We start from the raw sequence: 20452 nt of genomic DNA, 5'->3' as shown, positions 1-20452 counted from the left end.
GCCGTCACCGCACACCGGACCTAACTTAATTGGGCTGATGTGGTCTGGCCTGTGCGTCGTTTTCTGGGAGTCACGCTCGTGTCGGCCATGGCGTTGCTTTTGTCACCGGTCCATGCCCTTGAGCCGCCCGGACGTTGGGGCAGTGCTGTGGAACGTTTCAGCGATCGCCTGCAAACGGCATTGAACAGCGGCAGCTCTTCGGCGTTCGACACGCTGGCCAGCGTTGAGCTTCAGCCTGTTTTGGCCCAGCGCCTGGAGCGTTTCCGGCAGGATTTCCCCGAGGTCACCTGGCAGGTGGAGCCCGCAGCACCCACACCAGATGGCCGTTCAACCCTCAGCCTGCGGGTGCGAGGTTCCGCCGAATCCCAGGGGCTCAGCTATTCCCTCGAGGCCAGCGAGCAGATCGCGATTCGGCTGGAGGACGGCCAGCTCGTAGATCAGGAACTATTGGCCCAGCAGTCCTTGCTGCGCAGCGGTGAGCGCCCCTTGGCGGTCAACGTCGCCATCCCCGACGTGGTGCTCACCGGCAGCCGTTACGACGTCGACTTGATCGTTGAAAAACCGCTAGGCCAGGCCCTGGTGGCGGGTGGTTTGATTGACCTCACCGATGAGCAGCTTTCGGCTCAGAAGCGCCCCAACCTGCCGTTGTCGCCTCAGGCTGGGGGTGGATTGTTTAAAAGCGTTCAGGCCCCGCAGCAACCTGGTTCGCAGACCTGGGCCGTGATGCTGGTGCATCCCGAAGGCGTGGTGACGGCCACCAAACGGGTGCGCGTGGTCAGCAACTACTAGCTCCGCTGCCTTGTTTGGTTCCAGAGGTGCAGGGCGGACACGTCCTCATCGCCGTGGCCGTTGTTGATCAGATCTAGTTCCAGCTGTTCCACCAGCGTTGTGACGGGGAGATCCAGCTGGACGGCCTTGGCTGCATCGAGGGCGATGCCGAGATCCTTGCGATGCAGGCTGAGCCGGAAGCCGAGGGGATAGCTGCCCTCCAGCATGGCGGTGCTGCGATGGTCGAGGGCCCATGAGCCGGCTGCACCATTTTTGAGGGCATCGATCACCTGGGGCATGGGCAGCTCCAAACGCTGGCCTAGGGCCACCGCTTCGGCCACGGCGGCATAGCTGCCGGCCACCAGCACCTGGTTCACAGCTTTCACCTGCTGCCCACGCCCCACGCTGCCGAAGTGGTGGATGGAGCCGCCAATTACCTCGAGGATGGGCCACACCCGCTCCAATGGCTCGCTGGCTCCACCCACCAGCACCGTGAGGCTGCCGCGTCGGGCGCCTTCCGTACCGCCGGTAACCGGCGCATCCAGGTAGTGGACGTTCTGGTGGGCCAGGCGCTCCGCACAGCGTTGGGCCGTGGCGGGAGCAATGGTGGAGCAATCCAGCACCACGCTGCCGGCGCTCAGCTGTGAGGCGGCACCGTTGGGGCCGAAAAGCACCTGTTCAACGGCTGCATCGTCGCTGACGCACAGCAGCAGCACATCCACGCCGGTGCTGGCATCGGCTGGGCTGGAACATCGCGCTGCACCCTCGAGCTCCGGATTGGTTTCGGCTTTCCGGCTGCGGGAGTGCACCCGCAGTGGGAAGCCAGCGCGGTGCATGTTGATCGCCATGGGCAAGCCGAGTGCCCCCAGCCCCACGAAGCCAAGGCTCAAGTCAGCTTTGGTCATGACGCATGGCGAAGCATTTGGATCCTGGTCGACGGATGCGCTGCAGTTGTGGCTTCAGGACAAAAAATCCCGGTCGTCCCTTTGAGAGACGTCCGGGATGAGATCGATCAAGACCTGAATCTCCAGGCCTGAGCCACTGATCAGGCGGCGTCGAGGGCAGCCACGCCGGGCAGCACCTTGCCTTCCAGCAATTCGAGGCTGGCGCCGCCGCCGGTGGAGATGTGCGACATCTTCTCGGCCAGGCCGGCCTTCTCGACCGCTGCCACGGAGTCACCACCGCCGATGATCGTGCAGCAACCCTTGCCGCTCAGCTCGGCCAGGGTGGTGGCGATGGCGTTGGTACCAGCAGCGAACTTGTCGAACTCGAACACGCCCATGGGGCCGTTCCAGATCACGGTCTGACAGTCGGCCAGGGCGTCCTGGAACACCTTGATCGAATCGGGGCCGATGTCGAGACCCATCCAGCCATCAGGGATGGCGTTGATGTCAGCGGTCTGGCTGTTGGCATCGGGGGCGAAGTTGTCGGCCAGCACCACGTCGGTGGGCAGCAGCAGCTGCACGCCCTTGGCCTTGGCTTTGGCCTCGAGCTCCTTGGCCAGTTCCAGCTTGTCTTCTTCCACCAGGCTCTTGCCCACTGAGAGGCCGCGGGCCTTGTAGAAGGTGAAGATCATGCCGCCGCCGATCAGAACCTTGTCGCACTTGTCGATCAGGGCCTCGAGCACGCCGATCTTGGAGCTCACCTTGGAGCCGCCGACGATGGCGGCGAGGGGACGCTTGGGCTCATCCACAGCACCCTGCAGGTACTGAAGTTCCTTCTCCATCAGGAAGCCGGCGACGGAGGGCTTGAGGAACTTGGTCACGCCCTCGGTGGAGGCGTGGGCGCGGTGGGCGGCGCCGAAGGCGTCGTTTACGTAAACCTCAGCCAGGCCAGCGAGCTTCTCGGCGAAACCGGCTTCGTTCTTCTCTTCCTCGGCGAAGAAACGCACGTTCTCCAGCAGCACCACATCGCCGTTGGCCATGGCGCCCACCTTGGCTTCGGCGTCGGGGCCGATGCAGCTGTCGGTCTTGGCCACGGGCTTGCCCAGCAGTTCGCTCAGGCGAGCCGCCACGGGGGTGAGACGCATGGCGTCGTTCACCTGGCCCTTGGGACGGCCAAAGTGAGCAGACAGGATCACCTTGGCGCCCTTGCCGATCAGGTCGTTGATCGTGGGCAGGGCGGCGCGGATGCGGGTGTCGTCGGTGATCGCACCGGCGTCGTTCAGGGGCACGTTGAAGTCAACCCGCACGAGAACGCGTTTGCCGCTCAGGTCGCCGGCGTTGAGGCTGGCCAGGGAACGCTTCGCCATAGGGTTGTGTCGTGCGGTAAGAAAACGGGGTGAGATTAACCCGTGTGAACGGCGTTGGAGCCAGCGCGTTCAAAGTGAATCTGTTCCTGCTGGCCGTCTGTTCTGTGCGTTTGCCTTTGTGACCACCCCAACGATCCAGTGGTATCCCGGCCACATCGCCAAGGCGGAGCAGCAGCTCAAGCGCCATCTCGACAAGGTGGATCTGGTGATCGAGGTGCGTGATGCCCGCATTCCTCTGGCCACGGGCCACCCCCATCTCAACCGTTGGTTGAAGGGCAAGCAGCATCTGTTGGTGATCAACCGGCGCGACATGGTCACCGCGGCGGCCAAGGAGGCCTGGGAGGCATGGTTCAAAGCCCAGGGGCAACGGTCGGTCTGGTGTGATGCCAAGGCCGGGACCGGCGTGAAGCAGGTGCAGCAGGCCGCGATCCGTGCCGGCGATCAGCTCAACGAACGCCGCCGCAACCGGGGCATGCGGCCCAGACCGGTGCGGGCACTCACCTTGGGCTTTCCCAACGTGGGCAAGTCGGCTTTGATCAACCGTCTTGTGCGGCAGAAGGTGGTGGCCAGTGCCCGGCGGGCCGGGGTGACGCGAACCCTGCGCTGGGTGCGTCTGGGGCAAGACCTCGACCTTCTTGATGCCCCTGGCGTGCTGCCGCCTCGGCTCGACGACCAGCAGGCGGCCCTGCGGCTGGCCCTTTGCGACGACATCGGCCAGGCCGCCTACGACGGTGAACTGGTGGCCCAGGCCTTCCTGCAGTTGCTGCTGGATGTGGAATCCCAGGCTGCCGCTGGGGTGATGATTCCGCTGCTGCAGGAGCGCTATGGCATTCCCCTGAGAGGTGAAACGGCCGACCCGGCTCTCTGGCTTGATGCCGCAGCAGCCCGCCACACCTCAGGCGAGACGGCGCGCATGGCCCAGCGGTTGCTGGATGATTTCCGCAAGTCGGCCCTCGGCAGCATTGCCCTGGAGCTGCCGGCATGAGTCCGCAGCAGTGGAAACGTCCTCCGCTGCCGGAGGAAACATTCACCGACCGCTTTGGCGAAGGCGAGGGAGAGCTGCTGACGCTGGCCTATCCCAAGCCCTTGCCGATGCGTCTGGACCGTTGGCTAGTCAGCCAGCGCACCGAGCAGAGCCGGGCTCGGATCCAGAAGTTCATCGACGCGGGCTATGTGCGCGTCAATGGCAAGACCGGCAAGGCCAAAACCCCCCTGCGCCAGGGCGATGAGGTGCAGCTGTGGATGCCGCCGCCGGAACCACTGCCTTACCTCAAGCCGGAGCCGATGGATCTGGATGTGCTGTTTGAGGATGACCATCTGATCGTGCTCAACAAGCCGGCCGGGCTGACGGTGCATCCGGCGCCGGGTAACAAGGACGGCACCTTGGTGAACGGCTTGCTGCATCACTGCCCGGACCTGCCCGGCATCAGCGGCAAGTTGCGGCCAGGGATCGTGCACCGCCTTGATAAAGAAACCACCGGCTGCATCGTGATCGCCAAGAGCCAGGAGGCCCTGGTGCGGCTGCAGGTGCAGATCCAGAAACGGATCGCTTCCCGCGAGTACTTCGCCGTCGTCCATGGCGTGCCGGCCGGCGACTCGGGCACGATCGTCGGGGCGATTGGCCGTCATCCGGCGGATCGCAAGAAGTACGCGGTGGTCAGCAGCGAAAACGGCCGTTACGCCTGCACCCACTGGACCCTGGTGGAGCGACTCGGCGATTACTCCCTGTTGCGGTTCAAGCTCGACACCGGGCGGACCCATCAGATCCGCGTCCACTGCGCCCACATGAACCATCCCGTGGTGGGTGACCCCACCTACAGCCGCTGCCGCAAGTTGCCGATCGAGCTGCCCGGCCAGGCCCTGCACGCCGTGCAGCTGGGGCTGGATCATCCGATCACCCGCGAGCGGATGCTGTTCGAGGCCCCTCTTCCTCCAGTGATGGAGAAGTTGCTGGGGGTGCTGAGGCGCCGCGCTGCGTCGGGCTGAGGGCTTAGCGGGGCAGCCTTGGGCAGGCCTCCACGAGGGTGCGGCTGATCGGCGCCTGAGGCGCGCTGAAGATCCGATCCCCTGGCCCTTCCTCCACCACTTTCCCCTTGTCCAGCACCATCACCCGGTGGCAGAAGCCACTGGCCACCGAGAGGTCGTGGGTGATGAACACGATTGCCAGGCCCAGCTCCTGCTGCAGCTCCCGCAGCAGCGCCAGCACATCCGCCTGCACTTCCGCATCGAGCATGCTGACGCTCTCATCGCAGATCAGCACCTTGGGTTTCAACGCCAGGGCGCGGGCGATCGCCACCCGCTGCTGCTGGCCCCCGGAGAGCTGCTTCGGCAGGCGTTCTTGAAACTGCTCGGCCGGGCTGAGGCCGACCCGCTTCAGCAGGCGGCGGGCTTCCTCCCGGGCTGCTGCTTTCGAGCAGAGACCATGGATCAGCAAGGGATCGGCGATGGCATCGGCCACCTGCAAGGCGGGATTCAGGCAGGCCAGAGGGTCCTGAAACACCATCTGAAGGGCCCGGCGGGCTGTCCGCAGCGCCTCTCCACGCAGGCTCAGTAGGTCCTGGCCCAGCAGGTCCACCCGTCCGCCGCGGATGCGATTGAGCCCCATCAAGGCCCGGCAGAGGGTGCTTTTCCCGCAGCCGGAGGCCCCCACCACCCCCAGGCTTTCACCGGCCCTGAGCTCGAAACTCACCCCATCCACCGCCTTCAGCCAGAGGGGTGCCCAAGGTGCGCCACCAACGGCATGCCAGCAGCGCATCTCCTCCACCCGCAGCACGCTGCCGTTGTCGGGACGTGCCGGTGAGCGTCCCCCTTCCCGGGCCTGAGCGGAGGCCACCAGCCGTTGCCCGACGGATGACTGCGGCCGGGTCAGCAGCTGATGGCTGGGGCCGTCCTCCACCTTGCGTCCGCCGTCGAGCATGGCCATGCGCTCGCACCAGCGGGCGGCCATGGCCAGGTCATGGCTGATCAGCAGCAGGGCACTGCCCAGTTCCTGGCAGAGGCCGCTGAGTTCGGCCATCACCTGTCCGGCCACCGCCACATCCAGGCTGGTGGTGGGCTCGTCGGCGATCAACAGCGGTGGTTCCAGGGCAATCGCTAAGGCAATGGCCAGGCGCTGGCGCATCCCACCACTGAGCTCATGGGGGTAGGCGCGGAAGCGGTTGGCGCCAATGCCCACCCGCTCCAGCACTTCTCGGGCCCGTTCCTGGTGAGCCGTGGCACTGCTTTGAGGTCGGTGGGCCCTGAGGGTGTCGATCAGATGGTCGCCCACGCTCATCAGCGGATTCATCCGCGTCATCGGGTCCTGGAACACCAGACCCACGGCTTCACCCCGCAGCTGCCGCAACTGCGGTCGCCGGAGTTGGCGTGGATCCTGGCCCGTCAAGGCCAGCCGTCCTTCACAGACCGTTCCCTGGGGCAGCAGCTGCATCACGGCCCGCGCCACCGTGCTTTTGCCACAGCCCGAAGATCCCACCAAGGCCAGGGTCTCTCCCGGCTCGAGGCTCAGATTCAGCCCATCCAGCGTCCAGGAGTTGCTGCCGGGATAGCGCAATCGCAGCTGTTCGAGTTCCAGAACAGGCCGGCCCATGAACAGTGCTGCGCGAGCGACAGGGGGTCCTGCACTGAATACCATGGATTGATCCGACGGGTCGGATGCTCAACGCTGCCTCCACACCCAAAGAGCCCCGAACCAGCACGGGTTCGGCCACTGCGGGCTGCGCGTTGCCCGAAGTGAGACGCCATCCCGTCCGCCATCCGGACGATTACGGCATCGCTCTCCCGGACTGGTTGAGGGAATGCATCGCCAACGTGCCGCCAGGCATTGGTCAGAGCTGCCCCACCGATGCGGAGGCGCTGCTGGTGTCGGCTTTCGATTTCGGCTTCCAGCTCCACGAAGGCCAGTTCCGCGCCAGTGGAGACCCTTACATCGTCCATCCGGTGGCGGTGGCTGATCTGTTGCGGGACATCGGCGCCAGCGCTCCGGTGATTGCTGCGGGGTTCCTCCACGACGTAGTCGAAGACACCGACGTCACCCCCGATCAGATCGAGCTGCACTTCGGTTCCGAGGTGCGTGAACTGGTGGAAGGGGTCACCAAGCTCGGCGGCATCCACTTCAACGACCGCACGGAAGCTCAGGCGGAGAATCTGCGCAGGATGTTTCTGGCGATGGCCAGCGACATCCGTGTGGTGTTGGTGAAGCTGGCGGATCGCTTGCACAACATGCGCACCCTGGGTGCGTTGAAGGAGGAGAAGCGCCAGCGGATCGCCCGTGAAACCCGTGAGATCTATGCCCCCCTCGCCAACCGCCTTGGTATCGGTCGCTTCAAGTGGGAGCTGGAGGATCTGGCCTTCAAGTTGCTGGAACCGGAGGCCTTCCGAGAGATTCAGGAGGAGGTGGCCACCAAGCGCAGCGAGCGCGAGCAGCGGCTGGGCGTCACGGTGGGGTTGCTGAACGAGCGGCTGGAACGGGCCGGCCTAGAGCACTGCGAGGTGAGTGGTCGCCCCAAGCATCTGTTTGGCATCTGGAGCAAGATGCAGCGCCAGCAGAAGGAGTTCCACGAGATCTACGACGTGGCGGCGTTGCGGATCCTCACCCCCAATGTCGAGAGCTGCTACCGCGCCCTCGCGGTGGTTCACGACACCTTCCGCCCGATTCCGGGACGCTTCAAGGACTACATCGGGTTGCCCAAGCCCAACGGCTATCAATCCCTGCACACGGCGGTGATCGGTCGGCATCGCCCGATCGAAGTGCAGATCCGTACGCTCGAGATGCACCACGTGGCCGAATTCGGAATTGCGGCCCACTGGAAATACAAAGAAGGCGGCTCACCGGCTAGCAGCGGCAGTGATGCGGAGCGGTTCAACTGGCTGCGTCAGCTGGTGGATTGGCAGCAGGAAGGCGGCAACGACGATCACAACGACTACCTCTCTTCGATCAAGGAAGACCTCTTTGACGAAGAGGTGTTCGTGTTCACCCCGAAGGGTGATGTGCTCGGTCTGCGCAAGGGGGCAACAGCCATCGACTTCGCCTATCGCATCCACTCCGAGGTGGGCAACCACTGCCATGGCGTTCGCATCAACGATCGGTTGTGTCCGCTAGCGACGCCGCTCCAGAACGGTGATTTCGTTCAGGTGCTCACCAGCAAGACGGCCCATCCCAGCCTCGATTGGCTGAACTTCGTTGCCACGCCGACGGCCCGCAATCGCATTCGCCAGTGGTACAAGCGCAGCCACCGTGACGAAACGATTGAACGGGGCAAGGATCTGCTGGAGCGGGAGCTGGGCCGTGATGGCTTCGATGCCCTGCTCAACAGTGAGGCGATGGAGCGGGTGGCGCAGCGCTGCAATGTGCCCACCACCGAAGACCTGCTGGCTTCACTGGGGTTCGGAGACGTCACGCTGCAGCAGGCGCTCAACCGTTTGCGGGAAGAGATGCGTCTGCTGGCGGAACAGCAGCAGGCCCCACCCAGCAACGAAGACGTGGCCGCGGCGCTGCTGCCATCGCGGGATCTGGCGCCGGACCGTTCTGGAGGCGAAGGGGCGATCCTTGGCCTGGAGGGCTTGGACTACCGCCTCGGTGGCTGCTGCAGTCCGCTGCCGGGTGAGTTGATCGTGGGCACGGTGGCCCTCGGCAACCACGGCATCACCATTCACCGGCAGGACTGCTCCAACGTGGAGACAATCCCGCGGGAACGGCGGCTCCCTGTGCGCTGGAACACCGCCCATGCCGAACAGGAGAAACAGCGCTTCCCGGTGCAGTTGCGGATCGAAGTGATCGATCGCGTCGGCATCCTCAAAGACATCCTGCTGCGTCTCTCCGATGGGGCCATCAACGTCAGTGACGCGCGGGTCACCACGGCAGCGGGCAAGCCGGCCCGCATCGATCTGCGGGTTGAGCTGGAGGGTGCCGATCAGCTCAGCCGCACCATGGACCAGATCCGCTCGATGGCGGATGTGATCGGGATTGCCCGGGTGGGCACGAGCTAGCTGCCTCGGCTCACGACGGCACGGGCTTCACGCTGCAGAAACAGGCGGTAGGCCATCCAGCCGCTGGCGATGGCCATCACCATCCCCACAACGGTGGAGCCGAGCAGGATGCGCTGGCTGAACTCCCACCCCTGGGCCCACAGGCTGCTGCGATTCAGCTCCGCCAGGTTGATCCCGCCTTGGCCTGGGCCCAGCAGCCGACAGCCCACCAGATAGTTGAACCAGTAGAGGGGGAGATAGGTGAGGGGATTGCTTACCAGGGTGCCGGCGGCGGCGAGCAGGTGGTTGCCACGCACCACGCTGGCCACACCCACGCTGAGGAAGATCTGCAGCCCGAAGAAGGGGTAGCAGCCGCAGAACACGCCAGCGGCCAGGCCACGGGCCCGTTGGCCTGGGGTGCCTTCCTGTCTCCACAACCAGAGGACCCCGCGGCGGATCCGGATGCGACTGAGGCGCAGCAACCGGCGCATGAACCCAGCAGAAATCGGCCGGATCCTAGGTATGGATCACCAGCGGCGACTGCTGTGCCCAGCACCGACACGATTGCGGCCGTGGCCACCGCCGTGGCCCCAGGGCAGGGCGGCATCGCCGTGATTCGTCTCTCCGGACCGGCTGCGGAAGCGACGGGGCGCAGCGTGGTGCACTGCCCGGGCCGACAGGAGTGGGGATCGCACCGGGTTGTGTACGGCCATGTGATCGATGGCGAGGGCCGCCGACTCGATGAGGTGCTGCTGCTGATGATGCGCGGGCCCCGCAGCTTCACCGGCGAGGACGTGGTGGAGATCCACTGCCATGGCGGGGTGATCGCCGTGCAGCGGGTGCTCGAACAGGTGCTGCGGCAGCCGGGAGTGCGGCGGGCCCATCCGGGCGAATTCAGCCAGCGGGCCGTGCTCAACGGCCGGCTCGATCTCACCCGTGCCGAGGCGGTGAGTGAGCTGGTGGCGGCCCGCAGCCGCCGGGCGGCCGAGTTGGCGATGGCAGGCCTCGATGGCGGCATTCAGGCCCAGATCACGGCGCTGCGGGAACGTCTGCTCGATCAGCTCACCGAACTGGAGGCTCGGGTGGATTTCGAGGAGGACCTGCCGCCCCTCGATGGCGAGGCCCTGCTGCAGAAGCTGCAAGCCGTGCGGCTGGAGCTTCAGCAGTTGGTGCGCGATGGCGAGCGGGGCGATGCCCTGCGCCAGGGCCTGCGCGTGGCCCTGGTGGGTCGCCCCAACGTGGGAAAAAGTTCCCTGCTCAATCGGCTCAGCCGCCGCGAGCGGGCGATCGTGACCGATCTGCCGGGCACCACCAGAGATCTGCTGGAGAGCGAGATCGTGCTGGAAGGGGTGCCGATCACCCTGCTCGACACCGCCGGCATCCGCAGCACCGATGACGCGGTGGAGCAGCTGGGGATTGCCCGCAGCGAGGAAGCTCTGGCCACGGCGGATATGGTGCTGTTGGTGCTCGACGGCCATGCGGGCTGGACCGCTGAAGACGCCGCCTTGCTGGCGCGCATCCCTGCGCAGATCCCCAGGATCCTGGTGGCCAACAAGGCGGATCTCCCTGCGGGGGCCTTTCCCCAGCCGGTGGATGTTCAGTTGTCGGCCTTGGAGGGCACGGGGGAGGCTGACCTGGTGCAGGCCCTGCTGGAGCGTTGTGGTGCTGCAGGAACCGAAGGGGTGCTGCTGGCGCTGAACCAACGCCAACGCGATCTGGCTGCCCAAGCCGCCGAAGCCCTGGCCCGCGGCCAGGAGGTGGCGGCCCAGCAGCTCCCATGGGACTTCTGGACCATCGATCTGCGGGAGGCAATCCGCGCACTGGGGGAGATCACTGGAGAAGAGCTCACCGAAGCGGTGCTGGATCGGGTGTTTTCGCGCTTCTGCATCGGAAAATAGGTTCAGCGGACGTCTGAAACGGTTTGGACTGGCAATCCCCGGCACTCACCGCTGCCTTGGAGGCCTGGCTGGCGGAAGACATCGGCCGCGGTGATCTAACGGCGGCTGCCTTGCAGGGACAGCAGGGTCAGGCCCATTGGGTCGCCAAACAGCCGGGCCGGTTCTGTGGTGGGCCGTTGGTGCAGCGCCTGTTCCAGCGCCTGGATCCCGGGGTGAGCCTTCGCCTGCTGCGGCAGGACGGTGACGCCGTCGAGGCCGGGGACTGCCTGCTGGAGCTGCAGGGGCCCGCAGCGGCCTTGGTGGCGGGGGAACGCACCGCCTTGAACCTGGCCATGCGCCTCTCCGGCATTGCCACCGCCACCGCTGCATTGGTGGCCCAGCTTGAGGGCACCGGTGTGCGTCTGGCCGACACCCGCAAGACCACGCCTGGGCTTCGTCTGCTGGAGAAATACGCGGTGCGCTGCGGCGGCGGCATCAACCACCGCATGGGGCTGGATGACGCGGCCATGCTCAAGGAGAACCACATCGCCTGGGCCGGTGGCATCACGGCGGCCATCGCGGCGGTGCGTGAGCAGGCCCCCTGGCCCACGGCCGTGATTGTGGAAGCGGAGACGGAAGCCCAGGCGTTGGAGGCGGTGCAGGCGGGCGCCAACGGGGTGCTGCTGGATGAGTTCAGCTCCGAGCAGCTCAGGCAGCTGGTGCCGCGCCTGCGGGACTGCAGCGCCGGTGGGGTGGTGCTTGAGGCCTCCGGCATTCAGCCGGAGCAGTTGCAGGCCTACGCCGCCACCGGCATCGATCTGATCTCCACCAGCGCGCCGGTCACCCGCAGCCGCTGGTTGGACCTGAGCATGCGTTTCACCTGAAGAGGGATGATCAGAGCCGGATTCCCCCGGCCACGCACTGCCCATGCTCAGCCTGTCCCAGTCCCTGGATGCCCAGCTGCGGGCGGCGATGCAACGGGCCTTTCCGGAGGCGGATGCGGGGCTGGACCCCCAGCTGGCCCCTGCCAGCAAGCCGGAATTCGGCGACTTCCAGGCCAATGGCGCGCTGCCCCTGGCCAAGCCCTTGAAGCAGGCTCCTCGGCAGATCGCCACGGCGATCGTGGAGCAGCTGCAGGCCGATCCCGCCTTCACCGACCTCTGCCTAGAGCCGCAGATCGCCGGGCCGGGCTTCATCAACCTCACGATCCGCCCGGAGCGGCTTGCGGCGGAGGTGGCTGCACGGCTGGGGGACGAGCGTCTTGGCGTGCCGGCGGTTAGCAACGCGGCGCCGGTGGTGGTGGATTTTTCCAGCCCCAACATCGCCAAGGAGATGCATGTGGGGCATCTGCGCTCCACGATCATTGGCGACTCCCTGGCGCGGGTGCTCGAGTTCCGCGGCCATCCGGTGCTGCGCCTCAATCACGTGGGCGACTGGGGCACCCAGTTCGGCATGCTCATCACCCACCTCAAGCAGGTGGCGCCGGAAGCCCTGGACACCGCCGATGCGGTGGATCTTGGAGATCTCGTGGCTTTTTACCGCGAGGCCAAGAAGCGCTTCGATGACGATGAAGCCTTCCAGTCCACCTCCCGCGACGAAGTGGTGAAGCTGCAGGGGGGCGATCCGGTGTCGCTCAAGGCCTGGGGCCTGCTCTGCGACCAGTCGCGGCGCGAGTTTCAGAAGATCTACGACCGGCTCGACATTCGCCTGAGCGAACGCGGCGAGTCGTTCTACAACCCTTTCCTGCCAGCGGTGATTGATGGCCTGAAAGCCGCTGAGCTGTTGGTCACCGATGACGGTGCCCAGTGTGTGTTCCTTGAGGGCGTGCAGGGCAAGGACGGCAAGCCTCTGCCGGTGATCGTGCAGAAGAGCGACGGCGGCTTCAACTACGCCACCACCGATCTGGCGGCGATCCGCTACCGCTTTGGAGCGGCTCCTGAGGGGGATGGTGCTCGCCGGGTGGTGTACGTCACCGATGCCGGCCAGGCGAACCATTTCGCCGGTGTGTTCCAGGTGGCCGAACGGGCCGGCTGGATCCCGGATGGTGCGCGGCTTGAGCACGTGCCCTTTGGCCTGGTGCAGGGGGAAGACGGCAAGAAGCTCAAGACCCGTGCGGGAGACACCGTGCGTCTGCGGGATCTGCTCGATGAAGCCGTCGAGCGCGCCGAAACCGATCTGCGTTCACGCCTAAAGGAGGAGGAACGCAGCGAGTCAGAGGAGTTCATCCAGCATGTGGCGGGCACCGTGGGTTTGGCGGCGGTGAAATACGCCGACCTCAGCCAGAACCGGATCACCAACTACCAGTTCTCCTTCGATCGGATGCTGGCGCTGCAGGGCAACACGGCGCCCTATCTCCTCTATGCCGTGGTGCGCATCGCCGGTATCGCCCGCAAGGGGGGCGACCTTGCAGCCACCAAGGCCCAACTGAACTTCAGCGAGCCCCAGGAGTGGGCCCTGGTGCGGGAGCTGCTCAAGTTCGACGCCGTGATCGCTGAGGTGGAGGAGGAGCTCCTGCCGAACCGCTTGTGCAGCTACCTGTTCGAGCTCAGCCAGGTGTTCAACCGCTTCTACGACCAGGTGCCAGTGCTCAAGGCCGATCCTGAAGCGCTGGCATCCCGCCTCGCCCTCTGCCGTTTGACGGCCGACACCCTCAGACTGGGGCTCGGACTGCTGGGCATCGCCACCCTGGACCGCATGTGAGCGACAACACTCAACCGTTCACACCCGGTGGTGCTCCGGCGGCCCGCGCCGCCGTTGAGCAGCTCAAGGCCTACAGCGCGCCGTTGGAGGGTCGCCGCCAGATGCTGCGGTTGGATTTCAACGAGAACACGATTGGGCCCAGCCCCTTGGTGGCCCAGGCGCTCCGCAACTTCAGCACCGAAGAGATTGCCGTTTATCCGGAGTACGACGGCCTGCGGGAGGCGTTGCTCCAAAATCTGGAGGAAACCGGCTGCCGGCTTGGATTGAAGCCGGATCAGGTGGGCCTGTTCAACGGTGTGGATGCCGCCATCCATGCGGTGTTTCAGGCCTATGGCGATGCCGGTGAGACGTTGCTGACCACAGCGCCCACCTTCGGGTACTACAGCCCCTGCGCCGGGATGCAGGGCATGACGATCGAGGCGATTCCCTACGAAGGGGAGACGTTCGACTTCCCGCTGGCGGCCATTCAGGAGGCATTGGCGGCTCGAGCGCCGCGGCTGCTGTTGATCTGCAACCCCAACAACCCCACCGGCACGCGCTTGCCAGCCGATCAGGTGATCGCCTTGGCGGCCTCAGCCCCGGGCACCTTGGTGGTGGTGGATGAGCTCTATGAAGCCTTCACCGGAGACAGCGTGCTGCCGAGCGCAGATTTCACGGCCACACCGAACCTGCTGGTGTTCCGCTCCCTGGCCAAAACAGCTGGTTTGGCGGGTTTGCGGATTGGCTTTGCCATCGGCCATGCCGATGTGGTGGATCGGGTGAGTCGCGTCACGGGGCCCTATGACGTCAACAGCGTGGCCGTGGCCGCGGCCTTTGCCGCCTTGGCGGATCAGTCGTATGTGGATGCCTACGTAGCCGAGGTGCTGCGGGCTCGCGACTGGACCCTGCAGGCGCTGCAGGATGCGGGGGTTCGGCATCACTGCGATGGCGGCAACTATCTGCTGATATGGCCCCAGGGCCCGGTGGCGGAGGTCGATGCAGCGTTGCGCGAGGCGGGAATCCTGGTGCGTTCGATGGCAGGCAAGCCCCTGATTGATGGTTGTTTCCGGGTGAGCATCGGCACCACCAGCCAGATGCAGCGCTTCATGGAGGCGTTCCTCCCCCTGGAGCGATGAACCGCCTGCTGCTGCTGGCCACTGGCGGCACCATTGCCGGCTGTGCGGAGAACAGTGCAACGCTGAACAACTACACCGCGGGCGTGCTGGGGGGTGATGCCCTGTTGGCGGCGGTGCCGCAGCTGCAAGGCCTGGCGGCGATCAGTGTTGAGCAGATCGCCAATGTCGATAGCGCCGACCTGTTGTTTGCCCATTGGCGCGCGCTGGTGGTGCGCATTCGTGCTGCCTTTGCGGCAGACCCCGAGCTGGCTGGAGTGGTGATCACCCATGGCACCAACACGCTGGAGGAAACCGCCTGGTTGCTGCAGCTGTTGATCGATGATCCCCGGCCGGTGGTGCTGGTGGGTGCGATGCGGCCGGCCACGGCCCTGAGTGCCGATGGCCCCCTCAATTTGTTGCAGGCGGTGCAGGTGGCCTCAAGCCCAGAAGCGCGCGGTCAGGGCGTGCTGGTGGTGATGGATGGCCAGATCCATTCCGCCCAGTCGGTCACCAAGTTGGCCACCCAGGGGGTTGGGGCGTTCGCCAGTCCCGGTCGCGGGCCCTTGGGCTGGGTGGATGACGTTGGCGTTCATCTGCCCATGGCGAGTGGATCCCGGCAGGTGCCCTTTGCTGGGCTCGATTTGCAGGAGCAATGGCCCCAGGTACCGATCGTCTACGGGTGTGTGGAGCCCGAGCCGCTCCTGCTCAACGCTTGCCTCAACGCCGGCGTTGAGGGCTTGGTGTTCACCGGCACCGGCGCCGGCCAGTTGTCGGCGGCTGAGCGTTCGGCGCTTGAGGCTTGGCCCGGGAAGCGGCCGTTGATGCTGCGGGCCAACCGTTGCGGGTCTGGACCCGTGCATCGCGATTTCGAGGATGAACGGCTTGGGCTTCTGCCCGCAGGCAGCCTCAATCCCCAGAAAGCCCGGGTGTTGTTGCTGTTGGCTGTGCTGGCGGGCTGGGACAGAGATCAGCTGAAGGCGCTGGTCACTGCATCACCGTGATCACGGTGGTGTCGTCGAGGCGGCCCGGCAGAGTTTGGGTCCGGCCCACCCGGCGCACGACGGTGCCGCCCATGGCATCGAGGAAGGGCTGCACACCCTCTTGATCACAGCCTTTAGGTGCCTCGCCGTTGACGTACTGCACAGGAATGACGCGCTTGGGATTCAACTGATTCACCACCGCCGCAGCTTCTTCTGCGGTGTAGATCTTGCTGCCGCCACCCACGCCGATGATCAGCACATCGGGGTTGCCGAGCAGCACCCGGTCCGCAGCTGTGAGCTCTCCAGCGGTGGCACCGAGGTGGGCAAAGCTGAGGCCTCCCTGCTGCCAGCGCCACAGGGTGGCGTTGCCAAAGCGGCGTCCGCCCACGCGGTCGTGGGGATTGGTAAAGCCCTCAAGGCTCAGGCCGCCGATGCGATAAGACCCGGGCTGGGCAAGAAAGCGGCCGCCGGCCACGTCGCGGGCCCCTTCATCGGCGAGTTCGGAATTGGCCAGAACAACGCCGGGCGTCAGCCGGGGTTCAGGCAGCCCCGCAGCGCAACCCACGGCCTTGTAAGGGTTGAGCAGCACCGACTGGCCGCCCCCCTGAATCAGCAATGCCCGTTGCCCGTAGCTGCTGATGGATACCCCAGCGCCCGCCAAGGCCGGCGATGTGAGGCCAACTGCCAGGCCTGCAGCGGCGGTCACAGCGGAACGCAGGACGGACATGGAAGCAAAAGAACCTGCTTTGGACGCTAACAGCGTTCTTTTTTGATGCCGAGAGCAACCGTCAGGAATCGAATCCAGAGCTTGAGGCGCTGCGATTGCGGGTCCAATCGGCGGCGGATCTGCTTGACGGCCTGATGAATTTCCCTCTGTTCTGCTGTGCTGGGAATGCGGCCAGCTGTTGCAGGACTTGGGGTGAAGATCTGATCCCAGGGCCGTCCCCAGACGCGGAGGGCAAAGCGGTTGTTGGCTGCTGCGAAGTGGGTCCGGATGCGCCTGATTGAGCTCTGGATCTAGCCCTTGAAACGGTGTTTTCATCCAGTTGCGCCGCTCGGCTTCTCGGCAGATCAGGGTTCGAGCTCGCTTTGCTTTTTTGCCCAGCTGAATTCCCTCACGTTTGAGCTCTTGGCTCAGTTCCAAGGCGGTGCGAATGGCCAGGTCACCGGGCTGGGTGTTCAGGATGGCCACCGGCTGGAAGTGCACGGACTCTGGAATGCACAGGCAATGGATCAACTGCGCGAAGGGCTCCTTGGGGCCATCTTTGAGCGCTGGCGGTGGGGTGATCGAGCGTCCATAAGGAAAAAACACCGCATGGACTGCTGGGTGATCTTGCAGCCAGCCGAAGAGTTGTTCTGGATCGCAGGAACTTTTGCCGATTGTTGTCTGCATTGCTTTGGAGGCGTAGGCCTCCAGTGACTGGTCTGTGGCGAAGCGTTTGACGTGCTGCGTGTAGTGCGAGTTCAGATAGCTGGGTTGATCCCGCACAAAGCCGATCACGGTCATGTTCACCCCGGTTTGGCTCAATTTCTTCAGCAGCCAATCACCGATGCAGTCGGCATTTTTGCAGGATCGTGGGCGGCAGAGAACATGCGAGAAAGCTTCATGGGAGACGATCGGTGTCATGCCTTGGGTCTCGGCCTCGCGAATCAGCTCCCGCCAGGGTTTGAAATTGTTCTCCAGAACAGCTTTAAGTAGCCCTTTGCGCTTTTTGGAGACGTACCTGTAGCCAAACTCTTCGAGCGTTTGCTTGTTGGTCTTCAGTCTTTTCTGAATGGTTGTGGATGCCGTTTTGTGCATCCCGATGTGCAAGATGCCGCATGGTGCTGGGGAGGATCAGCCCTCGGCTTCTCGTAGGAAATTGGCCAGTACTTGGTGACCTTGATCGGTGAGCACGCTTTCGGGGTGGAACTGCACCCCTTGCAAGTGGTGATGCTCTCGGTGCCGCAGGCCCATGATCGTGCCGTCCTCGAGCCAAGCGGTCACCTCTAGGCAGTCCGGCAGGGTGTCGCGCTCGGCGATCAGGGAGTGGTAACGGGTGGCCGTCAGCGGTTGGGGCAGTCCTGCGAACACGCCGTCGCCCTTGTGCAGCACCGGTGAGGTTTTGCCGTGCATCTGCTGCTGGGCGCGCACCACGCGGCCGCCGTACACCTGGGCGATGGCCTGATGGCCCAGGCACACCCCCAGGGTGGGTACCTTTGCTGAAAGTTCTTTGAGGATGTCGAGGCAGACGCCCGATTGATCCGGGTCGCCAGGGCCTGGAGAGAGCAGGATCGCGTCGGGCTTCAGGGCACGGATTTGCTCGAGGCTGATGGCATCGTTGCGATGCACCTGTAGATCAGCTGCCACCGGATGCTGGGCGGCGAGCTCACCGAAGTACTGCACCAGGTTGAAGGTGAAGCTGTCGTAGTTGTCGATGACCAGCAGCATCTGCGAATCGGGAGTCAGAGCCCCAGGCGGAGCAGGAGCGGCGGAAGCAGGAGAAACAGAGCGATCAGCATGGAGCTGATGGCGGCTGTCAGCACGGCGGCGGCAGCACAGTCTTTGGCGATGCGGGCCAAGGGGTGATAGCGCCGGCCAATGGCCAGATCCACCACCGCTTCCATCGCTGTGTTCAGCAGCTCCAACACCAGAACGGCAGCCACCGTAAGCACCAGCACGGCCAGGCGGATCAGATCCAGTTGCAGCCATGTGGCCAGACCAAACACCACCAGCCCCGTCACCACATGGATGCGGAAGTTCCGCTGGGTGAGGAAGGCATAACTCAGGCCTTGGGCGGCGTAGCGAAAACTCGAGGGCAGATCACCGGCGATGCGCCAGCTGCCCTGTCGTCGCATGGCATTGGGCACCATAGCCACTTCCTCTGAAGCTGCGTCTGCGGAGGGTGTCCGGGGCGATTCAGTGGTCATCGGAACGGAACTCAGACTCCGCAGGGCACACGCCCGCTGTTCGAAGACTACCCGGGTTGTGCAGGCCACCCATCCCCAAGAAGCCTCTCCTGCAGGGCCAGCATTGCGGCAAGGCTGTCGTCATCGGGATGGTCCCGGCCCAGCAGGTGCAGCAGGCCATGGCTCACCAGCCAGCGCAATTCCCGCTGAAGGCTGTGCCCCTGCTCCTGGGCCTGCCGCCGGGCCGTCTCCAGGGAGACGACGATGTCTCCCAGTTCGATGCTGGGGCCTTCCATCCAGTCGCCGGCGTCGTCGAGGGCGGCAAACGACAACACATCCGTGGGGCCTGTTTTCTGGCGCCAGGCGCTGTTCAGATCCGCGATGGTGGCGTCATCGGTGAAACGCAGTCCCAGGCTCAGCTCTTTCGCTGCACGGACCAGGGTTGGGCAGTCGAGGCTTGCATCGCCGCAGATCCCGTTGAGCCAGTGCTCCAACTGCTGGAGCCAGGCAGTTTCATCAAGTAGGTCACTGCTGTCGGAGGGTTGCAGCTTCACCCCCTCCCGATCCAGTGCGAGGTCGAGCTCCATGCCTAACCCGGCAGGGTTGGACGCCCCAGCCAAGCCACAAGGGTGATGAAGCCGAGGAATCCCATGGCCGTGAGGCCGAAGTGAAACAGGCTTTTGCTGCCCTTGCGCACCATGTTGCGCATGGCCTGTTTGACGAAACTCGGCGGTGGGGTGCTTTCGATGGCCATGGGATCAGGAATCGGCATCGGCGCCGGGACTGTCAACACCCTGGCGCAAAGAGGCGTCGATGAATGGGTCGAGGGCCCCATCCATCACCGCTTGCACATCGTTGGTTTCTTCATTGGTGCGCAGGTCTTTCACCATTTGGTACGGCTGAAAAACGTAGTTGCGGATCTGGTTGCCCCAGGCCGCTTCAACGATGTCGCCGCGGATGTCGGCGATTTCGGCCGCCCGTTGCTCCTGGGCGATCACCAGCAGCTTGGCCATCAGCAACGCCATCGCTTTCTCCTTGTTCTGGAGCTGGGAGCGCTCCTGGGTGCAGCGCACAAACAGCCCGGTTGGGATGTGCAGGATGCGCACAGCCGTTTCCACCTTGTTGACGTTCTGGCCACCCGCGCCGCCCGAGCGGCTGGTGGTGATCTCCAGGTCCTTTTCAGGAATATCGAGCTTGACCTCCTCCTCGATCTTGGGCATCACCTCCACACCGGCAAAGCTGGTCTGGCGCTTGTCATTGGCGTTGAACGGTGAGATGCGCACCAGGCGATGGGTGCCCTTTTCGTTGCGCAGGTAGCCGTAGGCGTAGCGCCCTTCGATCTCGATCGTGCAGCTCTTGATCCCCGCCTCCTCCCCTTCGGAGAGTTCATCCACGGTCACCTTCATGCCGTGGTCTTCCGCCCAGCGGGTGTACATGCGCAGCAGCATCTGGGCCCAGTCCTGGGCGTCTGTTCCGCCAGCCCCCGCATTGATGCTGAGCACTGCACCCTCTTTGTCGTATTCGCCGCTGAGCAGGCGCTCAAGTTCCCAGCGGTCAAGCCCCTGGCGCAACTGGTTCAGCCCGTTCTGAGCTTCTTGCAGCAGGTCCTCATCGGGCTCCAGCTCATAAAGCTCAAGGGTGGCCTGAGCGTCATCGACCGCACCGCGCCATCCGGCCAGCTGAGACAGCTGGGCTTTCACCTCATCCAGACGCCGCATCTGCTTCTGGGCGTTCTGCTGGTCATCCCAGAAATCGGGCTGGGCTGCGAGTTGTTCGAGATCCTGTTGCCTGGCGTTCAGTGCAGGAACGTCAAAGACAGTCCTGGGCATTGCCCAGGCGGTCAGTGAGCTCGGAGAGATCGCGTTTGAAGTCGGTGAGATCCAGCAAGGACTCGGTCCTGATCAGCCTCTGACGCTATCAGCGCAGTAG

General features: G+C 64.7%; 19 protein-coding genes. 9 read left to right on the top strand and 10 right to left on the bottom strand.

All coding sequences use genetic code 11. The features are described from left to right. Window positions 1-51: 51 nt before the first annotated feature. Window positions 52-789, top strand: coding sequence for a hypothetical protein (locus tag DXY02_RS01495; protein WP_244276100.1), 738 nt, complete (start codon window positions 52-54; stop codon window positions 787-789). On the opposite strand, the gene DXY02_RS01490 is transcribed toward DXY02_RS01495, so the two are convergent. Continuing rightward, window positions 786-1673, bottom strand: a complete 888-nt coding sequence (locus DXY02_RS01490; protein ID WP_114987662.1) for an NAD(P)-dependent oxidoreductase — start codon at window positions 1671-1673, stop codon at window positions 786-788. The genes DXY02_RS01495 and DXY02_RS01490 overlap by 4 nt on opposite strands. A gap of 140 nt (window positions 1674-1813) precedes the next feature. Beyond that, on the bottom strand, window positions 1814-3019 hold the full coding sequence (gene pgk, locus DXY02_RS01485) for a phosphoglycerate kinase (protein ID WP_114987660.1): 1206 nt from the start codon (window positions 3017-3019) through the stop codon (window positions 1814-1816). Window positions 3020-3137: 118 nt separating this feature from the next. Between pgk and ylqF the strand changes: the two genes are divergently transcribed. Beyond that, window positions 3138-4004: a ribosome biogenesis GTPase YlqF gene (ylqF, locus tag DXY02_RS01480; protein ID WP_114987658.1), complete on the top strand. Its 867-nt coding sequence runs from the start codon at window positions 3138-3140 to the stop codon at window positions 4002-4004. After that, window positions 4001-5005: an RluA family pseudouridine synthase gene (locus DXY02_RS01475; protein ID WP_114987656.1), complete on the top strand. Its 1005-nt coding sequence runs from the start codon at window positions 4001-4003 to the stop codon at window positions 5003-5005. Before ylqF ends, DXY02_RS01475 begins: the two co-directional genes overlap by 4 nt. A 4-nt stretch (window positions 5006-5009) precedes the next feature. Here DXY02_RS01475 and DXY02_RS01470 read toward each other — a convergent pair whose 3' ends face one another. Next, a complete protein-coding gene (locus tag DXY02_RS01470) occupies window positions 5010-6650 on the bottom strand; it encodes an ABC transporter ATP-binding protein (RefSeq protein ID WP_114987654.1) in 1641 nt (546 codons plus the stop codon). 20 nt (window positions 6651-6670) lie between these two features. On the opposite strand from DXY02_RS01470, the gene DXY02_RS01465 reads away from it, so the two are divergent. After that, window positions 6671-9004 (top strand): bifunctional (p)ppGpp synthetase/guanosine-3',5'-bis(diphosphate) 3'-pyrophosphohydrolase, encoded by a 2334-nt coding sequence (locus DXY02_RS01465; protein ID WP_114987652.1) that lies wholly within the window; start codon window positions 6671-6673, stop codon window positions 9002-9004. Here the strand turns inward: DXY02_RS01465 and DXY02_RS01460 are convergent. Then, window positions 9001-9474, bottom strand: coding sequence for a DUF2062 domain-containing protein (locus DXY02_RS01460; RefSeq protein WP_114987650.1), 474 nt, complete (start codon window positions 9472-9474; stop codon window positions 9001-9003). The two genes, DXY02_RS01465 and DXY02_RS01460, sit on opposite strands and share 4 nt — an antisense overlap. Before the next feature lie 54 nt (window positions 9475-9528). Between DXY02_RS01460 and mnmE the strand changes: the two genes are divergently transcribed. The 5 genes from mnmE to DXY02_RS01435 are packed head-to-tail and all read left to right on the top strand — an operon-like array spanning window position 9529 to window position 15655. Then, window positions 9529-10881, top strand: a complete 1353-nt coding sequence (mnmE, locus tag DXY02_RS01455; protein WP_114987648.1) for a tRNA uridine-5-carboxymethylaminomethyl(34) synthesis GTPase MnmE — start codon at window positions 9529-9531, stop codon at window positions 10879-10881. 23 nt (window positions 10882-10904) lie between these two features. Beyond that, entirely contained in the window at window positions 10905-11744 is an 840-nt protein-coding gene (gene nadC / locus DXY02_RS01450) for a carboxylating nicotinate-nucleotide diphosphorylase (protein ID WP_114987646.1), read from the top strand. A 43-nt stretch (window positions 11745-11787) separates the two neighbouring features. After that, the gene (gene argS, locus DXY02_RS01445) at window positions 11788-13560 is read left to right on the top strand and encodes an arginine--tRNA ligase (RefSeq protein ID WP_114987644.1); all 1773 of its coding nucleotides are present in this window, start codon (window positions 11788-11790) and stop codon (window positions 13558-13560) included. Next, window positions 13557-14675 carry a histidinol-phosphate transaminase gene (locus DXY02_RS01440; RefSeq protein WP_114987642.1) on the top strand — a complete coding sequence of 373 codons (1119 nt, stop codon included), beginning with the start codon at window positions 13557-13559 and terminating at the stop codon, window positions 14673-14675. Before argS ends, DXY02_RS01440 begins: the two co-directional genes overlap by 4 nt. After that, window positions 14672-15655 carry an asparaginase gene (locus DXY02_RS01435; RefSeq protein WP_114987641.1) on the top strand — a complete coding sequence of 328 codons (984 nt, stop codon included), beginning with the start codon at window positions 14672-14674 and terminating at the stop codon, window positions 15653-15655. The genes DXY02_RS01440 and DXY02_RS01435 overlap by 4 nt, the downstream gene beginning before the upstream one ends. On the opposite strand, the gene DXY02_RS01430 is transcribed toward DXY02_RS01435, so the two are convergent. The 6 genes from DXY02_RS01430 to prfB all read right to left on the bottom strand — a co-directional run bounded on the left by DXY02_RS01430 (window position 15639) and on the right by prfB (window position 20410). Continuing rightward, the gene (locus DXY02_RS01430) at window positions 15639-16361 is read right to left on the bottom strand and encodes an MBL fold metallo-hydrolase (protein WP_114987755.1); all 723 of its coding nucleotides are present in this window, start codon (window positions 16359-16361) and stop codon (window positions 15639-15641) included. The two genes, DXY02_RS01435 and DXY02_RS01430, sit on opposite strands and share 17 nt — an antisense overlap. 1110 nt (window positions 16362-17471) lie before the next feature. After that, complete coding sequence (locus DXY02_RS01425) at window positions 17472-18065, bottom strand: aminodeoxychorismate/anthranilate synthase component II (RefSeq protein ID WP_114987639.1); 594 nt, start codon at window positions 18063-18065, stop codon at window positions 17472-17474. Between the two features lie 14 nt (window positions 18066-18079). After that, window positions 18080-18487 carry a diacylglycerol kinase family protein gene (locus DXY02_RS01420; RefSeq protein ID WP_244276105.1) on the bottom strand — a complete coding sequence of 136 codons (408 nt, stop codon included), beginning with the start codon at window positions 18485-18487 and terminating at the stop codon, window positions 18080-18082. Window positions 18488-18591: 104 nt separating this feature from the next. Beyond that, window positions 18592-19110: an rRNA maturation RNase YbeY gene (gene ybeY / locus DXY02_RS01415; RefSeq protein WP_114987635.1), complete on the bottom strand. Its 519-nt coding sequence runs from the start codon at window positions 19108-19110 to the stop codon at window positions 18592-18594. A gap of 2 nt (window positions 19111-19112) precedes the next feature. Further along, on the bottom strand, window positions 19113-19295 hold the full coding sequence (locus tag DXY02_RS01410; RefSeq protein WP_114987633.1) for a DUF3285 domain-containing protein: 183 nt from the start codon (window positions 19293-19295) through the stop codon (window positions 19113-19115). Continuing rightward, a protein-coding gene (gene prfB, locus DXY02_RS01405) for a peptide chain release factor 2 (RefSeq protein ID WP_114987631.1) occupies window positions 19282-20410 on the bottom strand; the annotation gives its coding sequence in 2 pieces (ribosomal slippage) (window positions 19282-20334 and window positions 20336-20410; 1128 coding nt in all). The genes DXY02_RS01410 and prfB overlap by 14 nt, the downstream gene beginning before the upstream one ends. Window positions 20411-20452: the final 42 nt, after the last annotated feature.

The sequence above is a fragment of the Synechococcus sp. N19 genome, assembly GCF_900474045.1.
In the GTDB taxonomy this organism is placed as follows: Bacteria; Cyanobacteriota; Cyanobacteriia; order PCC-6307; family Cyanobiaceae; genus Parasynechococcus.
The sequence above is the reverse complement of the archived record's forward strand: the minus strand, read 5'-3'. Positions and strand labels throughout refer to the sequence as shown.